This window comes from Planomicrobium sp. YIM 101495, assembly GCF_009707665.1.
GTDB lineage: Bacteria > Bacillota > Bacilli > Bacillales_A > Planococcaceae > Planococcus.
In genome coordinates this window covers 1,210,434-1,225,961 of the sequence record NZ_WLZW01000001.1, presented here as the reverse complement: position 1 = coordinate 1,225,961, position 15,528 = coordinate 1,210,434, and the positions used below count along the sequence as shown (strand labels likewise).

The 15,528-nt window shown below is 49.1% G+C and carries 15 protein-coding genes and 1 riboswitch; of the genes, 10 read left to right on the top strand and 5 right to left on the bottom strand.

Annotated elements, in window-relative coordinates; translation table 11 throughout:
• Positions 1-5 precede the first annotated feature (5 nt).
• Positions 6-1,451, top strand: coding sequence for a purine-cytosine permease family protein (locus tag GIW82_RS06115; RefSeq protein ID WP_154748977.1), 1,446 nt, complete (start codon positions 6-8; stop codon positions 1,449-1,451).
• A gap of 54 nt (positions 1,452-1,505) precedes the next feature.
• Here GIW82_RS06115 and GIW82_RS06110 read toward each other — a convergent pair whose 3' ends face one another.
• Positions 1,506-2,837: an FAD-dependent oxidoreductase gene (locus tag GIW82_RS06110; protein ID WP_154748976.1), complete on the bottom strand. Its 1,332-nt coding sequence runs from the start codon at positions 2,835-2,837 to the stop codon at positions 1,506-1,508.
• A 294-nt stretch (positions 2,838-3,131) separates the two neighbouring features.
• Positions 3,132-3,251: riboswitch (SAM riboswitch) on the top strand.
• An 87-nt stretch (positions 3,252-3,338) separates the two neighbouring features.
• Between GIW82_RS06110 and GIW82_RS06105 the strand changes: the two genes are divergently transcribed.
• The 6 genes from GIW82_RS06105 (at position 3,339) to GIW82_RS06080 (ending at position 9,424) form a co-directional block, all read left to right on the top strand.
• Complete coding sequence (locus GIW82_RS06105; protein WP_370456170.1) at positions 3,339-4,463, top strand: iron-containing alcohol dehydrogenase family protein; 1,125 nt, start codon at positions 3,339-3,341, stop codon at positions 4,461-4,463.
• Positions 4,460-5,290, top strand: a complete 831-nt coding sequence (locus tag GIW82_RS06100; RefSeq protein WP_154748974.1) for a MetQ/NlpA family ABC transporter substrate-binding protein — start codon at positions 4,460-4,462, stop codon at positions 5,288-5,290. The genes GIW82_RS06105 and GIW82_RS06100 overlap by 4 nt, the downstream gene beginning before the upstream one ends.
• A gap of 179 nt (positions 5,291-5,469) precedes the next feature.
• Entirely contained in the window at positions 5,470-6,021 is a 552-nt protein-coding gene (locus GIW82_RS06095) for a DUF488 domain-containing protein (RefSeq protein ID WP_370456109.1), read from the top strand.
• 331 nt (positions 6,022-6,352) lie between these two features.
• Entirely contained in the window at positions 6,353-7,321 is a 969-nt protein-coding gene (locus tag GIW82_RS06090) for a Bug family tripartite tricarboxylate transporter substrate binding protein (protein ID WP_195913963.1), read from the top strand.
• A 75-nt stretch (positions 7,322-7,396) separates the two neighbouring features.
• The gene (locus GIW82_RS06085) at positions 7,397-7,870 is read left to right on the top strand and encodes a tripartite tricarboxylate transporter TctB family protein (RefSeq protein WP_154748972.1); all 474 of its coding nucleotides are present in this window, start codon (positions 7,397-7,399) and stop codon (positions 7,868-7,870) included.
• 24 nt (positions 7,871-7,894) lie between these two features.
• Complete coding sequence (locus tag GIW82_RS06080; protein ID WP_230309196.1) at positions 7,895-9,424, top strand: tripartite tricarboxylate transporter permease; 1,530 nt, start codon at positions 7,895-7,897, stop codon at positions 9,422-9,424.
• A 70-nt stretch (positions 9,425-9,494) separates the two neighbouring features.
• Here GIW82_RS06080 and GIW82_RS06075 read toward each other — a convergent pair whose 3' ends face one another.
• Both GIW82_RS06075 and GIW82_RS06070 read right to left on the bottom strand, forming a co-directional pair.
• Positions 9,495-9,971, bottom strand: a complete 477-nt coding sequence (locus GIW82_RS06075; RefSeq protein WP_154748971.1) for a glutathione peroxidase — start codon at positions 9,969-9,971, stop codon at positions 9,495-9,497.
• Entirely contained in the window at positions 9,968-10,429 is a 462-nt protein-coding gene (locus GIW82_RS06070; RefSeq protein ID WP_154748970.1) for a MarR family winged helix-turn-helix transcriptional regulator, read from the bottom strand. Before GIW82_RS06070 ends, GIW82_RS06075 begins: the two co-directional genes overlap by 4 nt.
• 273 nt (positions 10,430-10,702) lie before the next feature.
• Here GIW82_RS06070 and GIW82_RS06065 point away from each other — a divergent pair, with 273 nt between their 5' ends.
• From GIW82_RS06065 to GIW82_RS06055, 3 genes are all read left to right on the top strand, one after another.
• Entirely contained in the window at positions 10,703-11,875 is a 1,173-nt protein-coding gene (locus GIW82_RS06065; protein ID WP_154749626.1) for a M20 family metallopeptidase, read from the top strand.
• Between the two features lie 166 nt (positions 11,876-12,041).
• Positions 12,042-12,521: a DUF2975 domain-containing protein gene (locus GIW82_RS06060; RefSeq protein ID WP_154748969.1), complete on the top strand. Its 480-nt coding sequence runs from the start codon at positions 12,042-12,044 to the stop codon at positions 12,519-12,521.
• A gap of 10 nt (positions 12,522-12,531) precedes the next feature.
• Complete coding sequence (locus GIW82_RS06055; RefSeq protein ID WP_154748968.1) at positions 12,532-12,759, top strand: helix-turn-helix domain-containing protein; 228 nt, start codon at positions 12,532-12,534, stop codon at positions 12,757-12,759.
• Between the two features lie 107 nt (positions 12,760-12,866).
• Here GIW82_RS06055 and GIW82_RS06050 read toward each other — a convergent pair whose 3' ends face one another.
• Positions 12,867-15,023: a heavy metal translocating P-type ATPase gene (locus GIW82_RS06050; protein ID WP_154748967.1), complete on the bottom strand. Its 2,157-nt coding sequence runs from the start codon at positions 15,021-15,023 to the stop codon at positions 12,867-12,869.
• Positions 15,016-15,381 (bottom strand): ArsR/SmtB family transcription factor, encoded by a 366-nt coding sequence (locus tag GIW82_RS06045; protein WP_154748966.1) that lies wholly within the window; start codon positions 15,379-15,381, stop codon positions 15,016-15,018. Before GIW82_RS06045 ends, GIW82_RS06050 begins: the two co-directional genes overlap by 8 nt.
• Positions 15,382-15,528 lie beyond the last annotated feature (147 nt).

Genomic DNA, 15,528 nt, shown 5'->3' with positions numbered 1-15,528 from the left:
ATGGAATGAAATCAAGTATTGCATTAGATCGAGAACGAGAAAAAGAAAAAGAAAAAGAAAAAGAACGAGTAGAGAAGTATGAAGTACCAGAAGAAGCGACAGCCGATTACTCTTTCGAACGCGTACCGCGAGAAGAACGGAAAATGGGCTGGCTCAGCATCACGAACATTGTCTTCGGCATCGCGACCGCCATCTTCTACTTCCAGATGGGAAGCGTCATGGCGCTGCAATTCGGAGCGGCAAACGCGATCATCTCAGCCGCTTATGCGATCATCGTCGCAGGAATCCTGGGATCGGTCATCGTCTACTTATCAGCAAAATCAGGAATGAACGTCAATTTACTATCCCGCGGAGGATTCGGTTATATCGGAGCCTCACTCACCTCATTAATTTACGCATCTAACTTTATCATGTATTGTGCATTCGAAGGAATGATCCTTGTTGCAGCAGTGCATGCATTTTTCCCCGCCATCCCCATGTGGCTCTTAATCGTTGTTTTCGGTTTGGTGGTCATCCCACTGAACTGGTTCGGCATCAAGCAATTGGACAAGCTCCAAAAATGGTCGTTGCCGATATTTTTCATTTTCCTGATTGCAGCGATCGTCTTCGCTTTTAATTATGAATCCGTCTATGCCGGCAGCTTTTGGTCTTACATGCCTGAAGGTGTACAAGTAGGTGGAACAGCGCTTCTACTATGTATCGGCATGCAACACGGAATCATGGGACTCACGGCACTGATCGCTTCCGATTATGCACGGTTCCTGAAACCGAAAGATTTGAAAATCGGTTCGATCATGATCGGTTTCATCCCGCAGATTTTCTGTTTCGGTGTGATGGGCGGTCTCGGTATTTGGTTCGGTGTTACGCTCGGTGAAACGAACCCAGGAGTATACATCGTTGTCTTGCTCGGCCTTGGTGGTGTGCTCTTTACCGTATTGACACAGCTCCGTATCAACATCACGAATATTTACAGTTCTTCGCTTTCCTTGTCGAGCTTCTTCGAGAACATGTTCGGCTTCAAGCCCGGGCGCCGTTTTTGGGTCATCGTTTCTGCGCTTGCTGCATTGTTCTTGATGCTTGGCGGCATCGTCGATCACCTCGGCACGGCGATGACATTCCAAGGTGTCGCTTTGATGAGCTGGGCGGCAGTGCTTGTGACGGATGCTTTCGTCGTCAAGAAAATCTTGAAGATCGGACCGGGTTATTACGAATCGCGGCAGTTCAACTTGTTTAAGTGGAATCCGGTCGGCGTCATTGCACTTGTCGTGCCGACCATCATTGGTACCATTGCAGCGCTTGGCTTTATGGGAACGTTCCTGCAAAGTACAGCGGCATTCTTCGCCTTGATCCTTGCTTCCATCTTGACGGTCGTCTTGGCTGTTGCAACGAGAGGGAAGTACTACATGAGAGAAGAAACGGGAGACATTCCGAAAGAGGACTGGATCGCCTAATTGAACACGAAAAAGCTGCGCTCGCCATTTTATGGCCGTGCAGCTTTTTTGCCTTTATTTTTCGATATCGAACAATGTATTGAACGCTTCGGTCATGACTGGGTGATTGTAAATCTGATCACGCAGAAACGTATACGTTACGTCAAGATCCATCGCCATCTTAATGAGATTGATCAACTCCGGAGAGGAAGGACCAAATAAGCTGGCACCAAGGATGTGTCCGGTTTTTTTGTCGACAACGGCTTTAAATAGTCCGCGCAAATCATCGATGACATGAGCTTTCGGATGTGCAACGATTTCAAGCGAACCTTCCATGATCGCGAATCCTTGCGCTTCCGCTTGGCGCGCAGTCAGCCCAACGCGTGCGAGCGGTGGATCGATGAAAATGGAGTAAGGAACGTTGCTGCGAGAGTCGCGTGTGCGTTTGCCGTCCTTGAACAGGGCATCCATGACGATACGTGAGTCATCGAGCGAGATGTAGGTAAATTGCGGCCCACCTTTCACGTCGCCGAGTGCATAAATGCCTTCGACAGCGGTCTCCAAATTGGCGTTCACTTTAATCGCGCCGTGGTCATCCATCTGTACGCCGGTGTTCTCCAACCCGAGCCCTTCTGTATTCGGTTTGCGTCCGGTCGCAAGGAGTACTGCATCCGCCGTTACTTGTCCACCGTCCGACAAGCTTAGTCTCACCGAACCGTTCTCCCGTTTCTCGATCCGTTCCGCTTTCACGCTGAATTCGAAAGAGATGCCGGCTGCTTCCATTTCCTTCTGAACTTCAGACGCGATTTCCTCATCTTCATCCGGAAGCAGTGCATCATCCGGCGAAATGAGGGTCACTTCCGAACCGAATGATGCATACATCGAAGCGAATTCAAGGCCGATCGGACCGGCTCCGACAACTGCGAGCCGCTCTGGCAGTTCCTTCGTTTCCATCAGTGTCGTGCTTGTATAGACGTTTTCTGCATTGACGTCGCCTTTGATCGGCGGGATGATGCTTTCAGCTCCTGTATTGATGAAAATATGTTTCGCTTTCACGGTTTCTTTCGTTCCGTCACGATCAATTTCCACTTCTTTGTCGGAAAGAAAACGTGCGGTTGCATGGAAGACCGTCACTTCGTCGAGTCCGGCCAGACTGGCGTAGTTCTTTCCACGCAACTTCTCGACAACTGCATTTTTCCGCTCGATCGCTTCTTGATAAGGCTTTCCGTGCAAGCCGTCATGGACGAGAGCTTTCGTCGGGATGCAAGCGATGTTGATGCACGTGCCTCCGTACATCTCTTCATCCTTCTCGACGAGGGCGACTTTCCACCCTTTCTTCGCGAGTCCTGCGGCTACTGTCTTTCCGGCTTTCCCGAATCCGATAATCAACGCATCAAACTGCTGCATCCATACATCCACCTTTCTGCTGCAGCAAGGTTCGTCCTTGCTGCCATCTCACCTAGTATGTTCCCTTTTGCATCGGGAGTAAACAGCGAATGGACGGGATCAAACGGCTTTTGGGTAGTCATAGAGAAGGTACACGCCCAGGAGGAAAAAGTTCTCTTCGCTTCCAGGCTGATCTCTCTCATTCGGATTTCAAAATGCTCTCTTTTTCAATCAGCAGTAAAGGAACTGAATTTGCCCCTTGCAATTATTTGTATATTAGAATAGTATGAAAAGAAGAAAACTGAATATGCACATCTCTTATAAAGAGCGGCGGAGGGACAGGTCCTGTGAAGCCCGGCAACCACTCCAAGTCAAGATGACTTGGAAAAGGTGCTACATCCTGCAAAATACACATTGTATTTTGAAAGATAAGAGAGGTATAAACTCAAAATCGTCTATTTTGATGCCTCTCTATTTTTAGAGAGGCATTTTCTTATTTTCGGAAAGGGGTTGTTCCGCTTGGTGGAGACAATAGTAAAAGGGGCACCGGGACATTTCGATACCGGTGAAGGTGTATTGGAACAATTGCTGGCATTGCTCGACACGTTAGCAATCAAACAATTTCATGTCGTGGCAGGTGTCACTGCGTGGCAAAAGACAGCGCCATATTTGCCGGAGGAAGTATTGGTCAAAGCACAAGGAAATACGACGTTCTTAGAAGGCCACTGCACGTTAGAGGTTGCTGAGAAAATCGCTTCGGAGGCTTCTGAGAAGCAGGTGGACGCGATCATCGGCATCGGGGGCGGTACCGTGCTCGATACGGCGAAAGCAGCGGCGGCATTGACAGGCGTCAAAGTCGTTTTGATTCCGTCAATCGCCGCGACATGCGCTGCATGGGCACCGCTCAGCGTATTTTATGATGAGTCGGGGACTTTCACACACTTCACGGAATTCCCGGAAGTGAATACGCTCGTCCTGGCAGAGCCCGCGATCATCGCAGAGGCCCCGGTGCGCTATTTGAAGGCTGGCATCGCGGATACACTCGCGAAATACTACGAGGCGCGGACGCTGCTCGATGCATTTTATGAAGGGCAGACGTTGCCAGTACGGATCCGCATTTCCCAGCAGGCAGCGGAACTGTGCAAGGGTGTCTTGTTGGAAGACGCATCGGGAGCGATTCAAGCTGCTGAACAAGGAATCGTTACTGACGCACTTAAGCGTGTCACCGAGAAGATCTTCATGGCGGGCGGCATGGTCGGTGGGTTCGGGGGGAAGGCAGGGCGCGTCGCAGCAGCGCACTCCATCCATAACGGTTTGACAGCAGCACCTGGCACGCGGAAGCATCTGCACGGGGAACTGGTCGCATATGGCCTTCTTGTCCAGCTTGCGATTGAAGAGGACTGGCAAGAACTCGACAGCCTCATCGAGTACTACAAGACGTGGGGCTTGCCGATCCGTCTATCAGATCTCTCGGTGGATGTGAAAGACGAAGCGTTGATTAGCCAAGTCGTCAAAAAAGCGGTCTTGCCGCAAGAATCGATCCATTACATGGAACAGGAGATCACCGAAGCTTCCGTTCGAGAAGCGATTAAAAGAGTGGAAAGTAAAACACAACATATTGAGACATTGGAAGGGGAATTGGCATGAAGAAATTATTAGCAGGAAGTTTATTGGTATTATCAGTAGCGGTACTTGGAGCTTGTGGTGGAGAAGAGGCGTCAAGCGGCGAAGCAGAAAGCTTAGTGGACGACGGTGTTTTGACTGTCGGTGTAACGGGCGGGCCGCACGAAGAGGTGGTCAATAAAGTAGCTGAACTTGCAGAAGAGCAAGGACTCGAATTCACCATCGAAACGCAAGTGTTCTCGGATTATGTGATGCCGAACGTTGCGCTCTCTGAAGGGGAAATCGATTTGAATTCATTTCAGACAGAACCGTTTTTCGATGAGATGAATGAAAGCCGCGGTCTTGACCTAGTACGTGTCGACGATACAGTGACATTCCCAATGGGGATCTACTCACTTGAGTATACGGACATCAAAGACTTGCCGGAAGGCGCACGAATCGGTTTGCCGAGTGACCCGACCAATAGCGGACGCGCTCTTGCCTTGTTTGAACAGGCAGGACTTTTGAAAGTAGAGGAAGGCGTCGGGCTTGCTGCGACGATTCTTGACATTGCAGAAAACGAAAATAATTATGAGTTCATCGAATTGGACTCGGCGCAAATTCCGCGCCAATTGAACGAATTGGACGCTGCAGCAATCAACACGAACTTCGCACTTGAGGCAGGCTACAATCCTGCAGAAGATTCGATTTTCAGTGAATCTAGCGACTCGCCGTTCGTGAATCTTGTCGCTTCGCGTACAGAAAATAAGGATGACGAGGCGATCAAGCAGTTCTTGGAGCTGTACCACAGCGATGAAGTGAAGCAATTCATCGAAGAAGAATTCAGCGGGGCGATCATCCCTTCTTGGTAATTGGCATAGGGTATCTGGCACTACAAGTGAATCATCTAGGTAAAGGCTGTCGGGAAATTCGGACAGTCTTTTCATGTGCCTGAGAAAAGGCAGGAAGCGGCAATAACTCCTGGGGCTTAACGTTTAGTTTTGCAGCAACACAGGAATAGAAGGAGGAAGAGCTGTAAGGAGGGAAACCGGTGATCATTTATACAATCGGGCACTCGAATCATTCGAAGGAATTTTTTGAAAAGATGCTGAAAGAAACAGGCATCGAAATGCTGGCGGATGTGCGGGCGTATCCAGGAAGCCGCAAATGGCCACAGTTTTCAAAAGGTCTGTTTCCTGTGTGGCTTGAAGCTGAAGGAATCGTCTATGAGCATTTTCCGAAGCTCGGCGGGAGACGCCGGAAATCGAAGGATGTGGACAGCGAAGTGAATGCAGGGTGGCGCAATCAATCGTTCCACAACTATGCAGATTATACATTGTCGAAAGAATTCCAGCAGGGAATCGACGAACTCCTGGAGAAGGCGTCGATGCAGAAAGTGGCCTATTGCTGCTCGGAGCGGCATCCGGCACGTTGCCATAGACTGTTGATCAGCAATTGGCTAGTTGCGAACGGCCACGAGGTGAAGCATATCATCGACGGCAAGAAGGAAACGGTAGAACTGGTTGACCATGAATTGGCGGTGTGGGGTGCGCCTGCTATCGAGAAAGGGGACGGGAGGGTCCTCTATCCGAAGAAGGAATAACTGCCGTTTTACGTGATCCAATAGCGTGATATAGAAGAGTGCTGACAATCTTGTCAGTACTTTTTTTGCTGGAATGAAAATGACGGATAAAGAGATTTGAATCTATGATGATTTTTATTAATCATAATAGTGAATATATTTAATTTTACTTTCCATGATAATTTTTGTAATGTTTAAAGAAATATATTAATTCGTTACTGCTTTTGCAGAAACCTGCATCGTTGTGATCGGAAAATGAAGGAGGACACGATACTTAGGAATGGCACGCCGATTCGAGATGAAATGGCTGCACGGGTGGACCCGACAATACTATAACCGGAGGATGATGAAAATGAAGAAGAAATCAATGAAGTCATTGTTTCAAACAGCAGCCTTGGCGCTTGCTGCGATTGCACTAGTAGGGTGTTCGGATAACGCGGAATCTGCCGAAGATTTTCCGGAGCGGGAAATTGAGCTGATCATTCCTTGGGCACCAGGTGGAGGAAGTGACATTGAAGGGCGTCTCGTCGCAGAGCACACTTCGGAAAATATCGACACTTCATTCGTTGTCATCAACTCAGCGGGTGTTGGCGGGACAGTCGGCCTAGAGGAGCTATCCGAGAAACCGGCGAACGGCTATAACATCGGACAAATTCACGAAGGCCTACTTGTTGCACACCACACGGATATTACATCGATCAACTATGACACGTTCATTCCAATCGCTTCGATGAGCTCCTCCGATCAAATTTTGGCGGTGTCCAATAATCTTGGCGTAGAGACATTGGAAGAGTTCGTGGAATACGGCAAGAGCAACGAAGTCCGCTTCGGTGGTACAGTCGCCGGCATCCCACGCGTCTGGGTGGAGCAGCTTGGGCGTGAACTGGAAATCGATTATAACTTGGTCGGCTATGAAGGATTGAGTGAAGCGATCCAAGCACTGGCGGGCGGACATATTGACGCGGCGATCGTCGATTATTCATCAGCGAATGAATTCGTCGAAGCAGGTCATATGAAGTTCATCGCCATCGGGACACAGGAACGGGTGGACAACTTGCCGGACGTCCCGACATTTAAGGAGAGCGGTTATGAAATGTCGATGAGTATCAACCGTGGATACGTTGCACCGGAAGGAACGGATCCGGCGATCATCGAGGCGCTCGGAGATGCTTTCGAAGCGACAGCGAACAATCAGGAATACATCGATGCGATCGAAAACGTAGGTTCTTCAGTGAACTTCATGGGACCGGAAGCATATAAAGAATACTTGAATGAACAAAATGACATGATTGCTGAAATCACTGCGGAGATCGCGGAATAAATGAAACGGCTGTAAACAAAAGGGGGCGGGCAGGCCCTTTTTTGTTTTTAAGAACTTGATGGAGGTGAAGAGTGAATGGGAGAAATATTGATTGGCCTCGCTTTGATTGCGCTATGTCTGGTCGTTTATCTGGAATCCGGCAATTATACGTCTTTGACGGAAATGCATTTGGATCCGGGATCTTTTCCTACATTGATCGCAGCATTATTGACTTTCCTCAGTTTGATTTTGATCATCGGGAAAGTAGTGGAATTGAGGAAAAGAAAGCCTGCAACGAAGCCAAAGAAATCACTGAAAGAATTTTACACGGAATACAGATTAGTTCTTCTGACAGTGTTGCTATTCATTGTTTACATATTCTTAATGCAATTTATCGGCTTTGTCGTGACGACGATCTTGTTCATCATCGGTGCCGGTGTGCTCATCGGATCAAGAAAGAAAAAGGATCTGATCATCATATCAAGCGTTGCAGTCATCGTGACATTAAGTACTTATTTCTTCTTTGAAAATGTGCTTTATATTCGTTTCCCATCAGGCATATTCTTCTGATGGGGCAGGAAGGGGGTTATTGAATTGCTCGATTTACTTGTACTTGGAATCGCTGAAATTTTTCAGTTGCGTATTCTCATCATCATTATGATCGGCGTCATCGTTGGCATATTGGCTGGCTTGATTCCTGGCTTTACGGTGGCCATGGCAATCGTACTGACTTTGCCGCTGACGTTCGGTATGGACCCTGTAGCTGGTGTATCGGCCATGATCGGTGTGTTTGTCGGCGGGATGTCTGGCGGACTCATAACTGCGGCATTGCTCGGTATTCCCGGGACACCTTCATCAGTGGCAACCACTTTTGACGCTTACCCGATGACTCAAAATGGAGAGCCAGGGAAAGCATTATCCATCGGCGTTTGGGCTTCCTTTTTAAGTTCGATTATCAGCTTTATCATATTGGTGTCGATTGCACCGCAAATTTCCCGGTTTGCATTGATGATGGGGCCGTGGGAAATGTTCTCGCTCATTGTTGTCGCATTGACGATCATTGCCAGTGTAACGGGAGAATCAGTTGTAAAAGGGCTGATTGCGGGGCTTTTCGGTATTTTGATTGCCACCGTCGGAGCGGATCCGATTTCGGGAATCGCCCGATTTTCATTCGACTTAACGGTACTGCGTGCAGGAATCCCATTCCTTGTCGTCCTAATCGGGATGTTTGCCATTTCACGTCTTTTAGTTTCATTGGAGACGACGGAAATGAACAAAGATGCTGATAACCGGGCAAAAGATAAGTTGAAAAACGTCAAGTTTGTTTTGAAGCCGATCAAGACCTTGATTACCGTCTTGAAAAAACCGGGCACATTGATCGGTTCTTCCGCAATCGGATCGATTATCGGTGCGATTCCTGGAGCTGGCGGAAGCATCGCGAACATTGTCGCCTATGACCAAGCGAAAAAATGGTCGAAGAATCCCGAGAAGTTCGGGACCGGCTGTGAGGAAGGCGTCATTGCTTCCGAGGCTGGAAATAACTCTACTGTAGGGGGAGACTTGATCCCGACAGTCGCACTCGGCATCCCGGGATCTGCTGTAACGGCAGTGTTGCTTTCAGCTTTGATGGTACACGGCATCACGCCGGGACCGCTTCTGATCACGAATGAACCGAACGTCGTCGGTGGAATTTTCTTCGCCTTCCTCGTGGCATCATTCTGGATGTTATTCGCACAATTTCTCGGTATGCGTTTCTTCATGAAAGTGACGCAAGTACCGGTACACATTTTGATTCCGGTCATTCTAGTCCTCTGTGTCATCGGGACATTCGTGCTCAATAACCGATTTACGGATTTGTACATCTTGCTTGCCATGGGCTTGATCGGTTACTTGTTCACCAAGTATAAATTCTCGCTCGCGCCTGCCATCATCGGTGTCATCCTTGGCCCGATTGCTGAAGTGAATCTGAGAAGAGCTGTCATGGCAGATCCGGACTGGACGTTGTTCCTGACACGCCCGATTTCACTGATTTTCCTGATCCTCGCTGCATTGTCCATTTTCTTCACCATTTGGCAGTCGTATAAGACGAACCATCGGATAAAGAAAATGGAGCAAGTGGAATAGAAAAAATCCCGCTTCCAAGGACAAGTCGTTCAAGGAGCGGGATTTTTTGCTTGCTTCTTTGAGCTTACGATTATTCGGCCAAAACTTTCTTGATTTCGTTCTCGAACGATTCCGGTGAATCCTTCGGTGCGAAACGGGCGACGACGTTACCTTGCTTGTCTACCAGGAACTTCGTGAAATTCCATTTGACGGCGCTTCCGAGAAATCCTTTACTATGTTCGGTCAAGTATTTGAAGATCGGATCGGCATCTTTGCCGTTCACTTTGACGAGTTCATGCATCGGAAAAGACACACCATAGCTCATGCGGCATGACTGTTCAGCTTCTGCACCGTCTTCAAGTTCTTGGCCGAACTGGTCGGAAGGAAAGCCGAGGACGACGAGACCATCGTCCGCATACGTTTTGTGAAGTTGTTCGAGTCCATCGAACTGGTTGCGTAACCCGCATTTCGTCGCCGTGTTGACAATGAGCATCGCTTTTCCGGCGTATTCTCCCAGTTCATACGTGTTGCCATCCGTTTTTTTCGCTTTCAGATCATAAAGTGTCATGATTGTTTTGCTCCTTTCGCATTTTCTTCCTGTTCTATTTTCATTTCTGCGAACTTTGCATTCAAATTCTTTAAGTTCTTCATCAATTGGATTGCATCGATATCGAAGAAGTGATAGGTTTCCAACCGCTCTTGAATCGCTCTGCAAATTGCTTTATGTTCGTTTCTAGCTCTGTCTGTCAGTGTAATGAGTGTTGCCCGCTTATCTAAGGAAGAGCGGCTTTTTTCCACCCAGCCTTGCGTTTGCATCCGGCTGATGATCGGATTCAGTGTTCCGGTGCCGAGGCCGAGGCGTGTGCCGATGTCTTTCATCGGAACTGCATCTTCTTCCCACAGCACAAGCAAGACAAGGTATTGGGGGAATGTCAGACTGAACGGTTCAAGCACACGCGCATACAATTTCGTGAAATTGCTGGATGCCCTGTACACTTCGAAGCATAATTGCTGTTCCAGTTTCAAGCGTGCATTCTCCTTTCTTCACCTCGTACTTAAAAGATAAAGTAGATCGTGTGCGATGTAAAGGAATTTGCCTGAACCTATAACTGTTTCGATTACAGAGGTGCAGAGCGGGTAAAGTTTGTTAATACTGTTTTTAGGAGGAATGCTCATGACGAGAAAAGGTGCAGCTGGCCGGCATCCCGAAAAACAGATAGATGGAACAGAATCAGGCATCGATAAAGCGGTGGTATTTTTGATTTGGAGAGAAGGAGGTTTTTTAACGTGAAAGAATTGATGAAGACATTGGAAGCGAAAGAAGAGCGCATGATCGCGATCCGGCGTCATCTGCATGCCCACCCGGAATTGTCATTCGAAGAAGAACAGACGGCGGCGTTCATCGTGAATTTTTATGAAGGGGTCCCAGTGGATTCAGTCGAAACGGATTTCGGCGGTCAGCGCGGTGTCGTCGTGACGATCAAGGGGGCGAAGCCGGGCAGGACCATCGCCATCCGTGCAGACTTCGATGCCTTGCCGATCCAGGAAGAGACAGGTCTTCCTCATGCTTCTAAAGTCGATGGCGTCATGCACGCATGCGGTCATGACGGCCATACTGCTTATATGCTTGTGCTGGCGGAAACGCTGGCAGAAATGAAGGACGAGCTCGCAGGTACCGTGAAAGTGATCCATCAGCCTGCAGAAGAGATGCCGCCGGGCGGTGCAATCGCGATGATCAAAGTGGGTGTGCTTGAAGGTGTCGATGCTGTGTTCGGGATTCATGTCATGTCGACGATGCCTGCGGGAAAAGTGTACTGGCGGAGCGGTAATACAATGACTGGACGTGCGCGTTTTCAGTTGAAGATCCAAGGGAAAGGCGGACACGGGTCATCACCGCACCTTGCGAACGATGCGATCGTCGCTGCAAGTGCATTCGTCATGAATTGCCAGACGATTGTTAGCCGCCGCATCAATCCGTTCGACACGGCAGTCGTCACGATCGGTTCATTCGATGGCAAAGGGCAGTTCAATGTCATCCAGGATTCGGTCGAGCTTGAAGGCGACGTCCGGACGATGTCGACGGCTTCCCGTGAGATGGTCGAGACACAAGTACGCCATTTTGCAAAAGGATTGGAAGGGACGTTCGGCGTGACGACGGAACTCGTTTACGCCAATGATTATCCGGTGCTATACAACGATCCTGTCGAGACAGAGCATGTGAAAAATGCTTTGGAACGGGCGGACATCCCGGAAATCATAGCGGTCGAAGAAGCGGATCCGCAGCCGCCTTCTGAAGACTTCGCGTACTATTTGAAGGAAAAGCCAGGCTGTTTCTTCTATGTAGGAGCAGCACCGGACGATGGGGAAGCTTATCCGCATCATCACCCGAAATTCGACTTTAATGAAAAAGGGCTCTTAATCAGCGCCAAAGCGATGGCGGCGGTTATACTATCCTATCATGAAGATATGTGATGGAATTTTATGATGGAGCACGGAGGAATGGTCATTTCCTTCGTGTTTTTTTATAAGGGAAAATATAATTATCGATAAATAAATATCGAATATAGATTATTATTTATTGATAAACGATAAACACCGTGATAATATGAGTGGAACGAAAAGCAGAAGAGGTGTGCGGATGAAAAAAGAAACATGGTTTTTGAAAATGGTCGTCGTCTTCATGGCGCTTCCGGTGCTCGCAGGGTGCATTTTCGTCTTGCCTGGATTCGGTGGATTCATCCAAGCGGTATTCCCGGCATTGCCATTCTTGCCGGTCGTATTCCTCCTTGCAGTTTATTCGACAGCGATTCTTTATTTCGCAGCGCTTTACCAGACGTTGAAGCTCCTCAGCTTCATCGACAAAGGCGTCGCGTTCTCACACTTCTCGGTACGTGCGATTCAATTAATCAAGCGCTTCGCCTTGATCATTGCAGGCATCTATATTTTATGCTTGCCGGTCATTGTTAATTTGGCCGAAGTGGACGATGCGCCGGGGCTTGGCGGGCTCGGGATGATTATTCCGATGGGTGCGCTTGTCATCGCGGTCTTCGCAGCGGTTCTCCAGAAGCTTCTGGAGCATGCGATCGAAATGAAAGCTGAAAATGAGTTGACGATATGAGGTGGAACAGATGACGATCATCATCAATCTGGATGTCGTATTGGCGCAGCGGAAAATGAGTGTCACAGAACTGTCGGAGCGTGTCGGCATCACGATGGCGAACTTATCCGTGTTGAAGAATGGCAAGGCGAAAGCAATCCGCTTTTCGACGTTGGAAGCGATTTGTGAAGTGCTGGAGTGCCAGCCTGGAGACATTTTGGAATATCAGCGGGAAACCGGTTCGTCTCGAACCAGGTAAAGATGAGAGCGGTGTTCAACGGAGCACTGTTTTTTTCTATTCCTGAAAAAAAGACAAAAAAAAGCGGAAAACATGCTGAGGCAATTTTCCGCTTGCATCATATTCATTTAGTCTTCGTCGCTTTTCACACGCATCAGCCGCATGCCGTTCAGTGCGACAAGAAGCGTTGCGCCCATGTCAGATGCGATGGCGATCCAAAGCGTCAGCCAGCCCGGGACGACGAGTAGTAAGGCCACGAACTTAATCGAGATGGCGAAGATGATATTCGCTTTGATGATCGCGAGCGTTTTCCGGCTCAATTTGATGGTGAACGGAAGTTTCTGCAAGTCATCAGCCATCAGCGCGATGTCCGCCGTTTCTAGGGCAGTGTCCGTTCCAGCGCCTCCCATGGCGATGCCGACAGTGGAAGCAGCAAGTGCCGGTGCATCATTGACACCATCACCGACCATTGCGACTTTCTCGTAGTCTTTTTTCAGTTGCTTGATGGCATCTAATTTTTGCTCAGGCATCAAGTCAGCATAGACGTTGCGGACGCCCACAGCGGCACCGATCGCTTCGGCGGTTCCTTTGTTATCCCCAGTCAACATGATGGTCTGTTTCATGCCGAGTGCGTGCAGTTTGGCGATGGTGCTCTTACTCGTCTCGCGCACTTCATCTGCGACTGCGAACAGTGCGAGGAGCCCCTGTTCCGTTCCTGCGAACATGACAGTCTTGCCTTGCTGTTGAAGCGTCCCCAGTTGCGCCCGCACATCGTCGGAAAGAAGGTCGGCATTCGTTTCGCTGAACAGCTTCGGGCTGCCGATCTGGTAAGTAATACCTGCGATGACACCAGTGATGCCTTTTCCGGTAATGGAAGCGAACCCTTCGACATGCAATGTTTCGTGATTGGCACCCGCTGCTTCCGCTCCTTTCAGGAAAGCAGAGGCAAGAGGGTGCTGTGCACGGTGTTCAAGTGCCGCGACGATTGCCCAAATGTCTTGTTCACTGTGCGTATTGTCGAGCTGGATGAAATCAGTGACAGCTGGTACACCTTTCGTCAATGTACCAGTTTTGTCGAACGCGATAGCTTTCACAGTGCCCATCTCTTCCAAGTGGATACCGCCTTTGATCAAGACGCCTTGCTTTGCAGCGTTCCCGATCGCAGAGACGATGGCGATCGGTGTCGAAATGACGAGTGCGCATGGACAACCGACGACGAGGACGGCTAACCCTTGATAAATCCAAATTTCCCACGGTGCGTCGAAAAAAACGGGAGGCACGACGACAACAAGAGCAGCCACGGCCATGATGACCGGTGTATAATATTTCGCGAACCGGTCGACGAATGCTTGTGCCGGCGCGCGTTCGCCTTGTGCTTCTTCCACGAGGTGGATGATCTTCGCGATGGTTGTGTCTTCAACCAGCTTCGTGATGGCGATTTCCAATAACCCTTCACCGTTCAATGTGCCGGCAAAGACGTTGTCATCAGTTGATTTATCGACCGGCACGGACTCGCCGGTGATGGATGCTTGGTTGATGGACGAGTGCCCTCTCAGGATCCGGCCATCCATGGCGATTTTTTGGCCAGGCTTCACGATCATTGTGTCGCCGATGACGATCTGCCCGACAGGAATCGTCAATTCGACACCGTCCCGTCTGACAATCGCCTGTTTCGGGACGATGTCCATGAGGGAGCGGATCGAGCTGCGCGCGCGGTCCATCGAGAAGCGTTCCAATTCTTCGCTGAGTGCGAAAAGAATGACGACGATGGCGATTTCTGTCCACTCACCGATCGCCGCACCGCCGAGAACGGCAACGGTCATCAACGTTTTCATATCAAACTCGAGCTTCAGTAAGTTCGAGAATCCTGTCTTGAATAGTTGTGTGCCACTTGCAAGCATCGAGGCGACGAATAACAATGGAGGAACGGGGCTGCCTTCTTCGAAAAAGACTGTTGCGGATAGCGCCAGTAAAAGGAACGTACTTGCTATGGTCAATGAGCGATACTTTTTGAAGAATGAAGGCTTCACGACAGGTACAGTTGAATCGTCATCCTTCAGGATCGGTTTTTCCGGCAGCACCTTCAAATTTTCAAAAGCGCCCGCACGTTCGAGTTCTTCAATCGTTGTCTTGCCCGAGACGCTTAATTTGGAAGCACCGAAGTTTACTTTCGCCTCTTCGACGCCAGGCAATTGCTGGACGTTGCGTTCGAATTTCCCTGCACAGTTCGCGCAGGAAAACCCTTCGATGCGGTAGACGTTCTTTTCTTCCTCTACATTAACCAATGGACTTCGCCTCGCTTTGGTGCTCGAACGTAAGCGTGATCAATTGCCGGACGTGGTCGTCATCGAGTGAATAATAGGCGAGTTTCCCTTCCTTCCGGTACTTCGCAAGCCCGAGTTTCTTCAATAATCTTAAATGGTAGGAAGTCGTCGCAGTCGAAGCACCGACGATATTCGCGACATCACAGACGCATAATTCGTCTTCGAGTGACAGCGCGTATGCGATTTTCACACGTGTTTCATCCGCCAGTACTTTGAAGATCTCTGCGACACCTGCAGGAGATTTGCTGCTCAATTGTTGTTGCACGCGCTCCACTTTCTCTTCGTCTACGCACATGATTTCGCATGTATCGATCGTCATTTGTCCATCCTCCTCAGTCAAACCATCATTTGACTATAATATAGAGTATTTATCTTGATTAGTCAAACCATTATTTGAGTGAAAAAGGGCAACAGTAATGTGCGGCAGGAATGTAGGGGAAAATGTAGAAAGAGTTATAGTTAGGAA

Coding starts and splice junctions, on each gene's coding strand:
- GIW82_RS06100 (WP_154748974.1), top strand. CDS start 4,460: ATGAAGAAATTATTAGCAGGAAGTTTATTGGTATTATCAGTAGCGGTA.
- GIW82_RS06045 (WP_154748966.1), bottom strand. CDS start 15,381: ATGACGATCGATACATGCGAAATCATGTGCGTAGACGAAGAGAAAGTG.
- GIW82_RS06085 (WP_154748972.1), top strand. CDS start 7,397: ATGGGAGAAATATTGATTGGCCTCGCTTTGATTGCGCTATGTCTGGTC.
- GIW82_RS06060 (WP_154748969.1), top strand. CDS start 12,042: ATGAAAAAAGAAACATGGTTTTTGAAAATGGTCGTCGTCTTCATGGCG.
- GIW82_RS06090 (WP_195913963.1), top strand. CDS start 6,353: ATGAAGAAGAAATCAATGAAGTCATTGTTTCAAACAGCAGCCTTGGCG.
- GIW82_RS06110 (WP_154748976.1), bottom strand. CDS start 2,837: ATGCAGCAGTTTGATGCGTTGATTATCGGATTCGGGAAAGCCGGAAAG.
- GIW82_RS06075 (WP_154748971.1), bottom strand. CDS start 9,971: ATGACACTTTATGATCTGAAAGCGAAAAAAACGGATGGCAACACGTAT.
- GIW82_RS06055 (WP_154748968.1), top strand. CDS start 12,532: ATGACGATCATCATCAATCTGGATGTCGTATTGGCGCAGCGGAAAATG.
- GIW82_RS06115 (WP_154748977.1), top strand. CDS start 6: ATGAAATCAAGTATTGCATTAGATCGAGAACGAGAAAAAGAAAAAGAA.
- GIW82_RS06065 (WP_154749626.1), top strand. CDS start 10,703: ATGAAGACATTGGAAGCGAAAGAAGAGCGCATGATCGCGATCCGGCGT.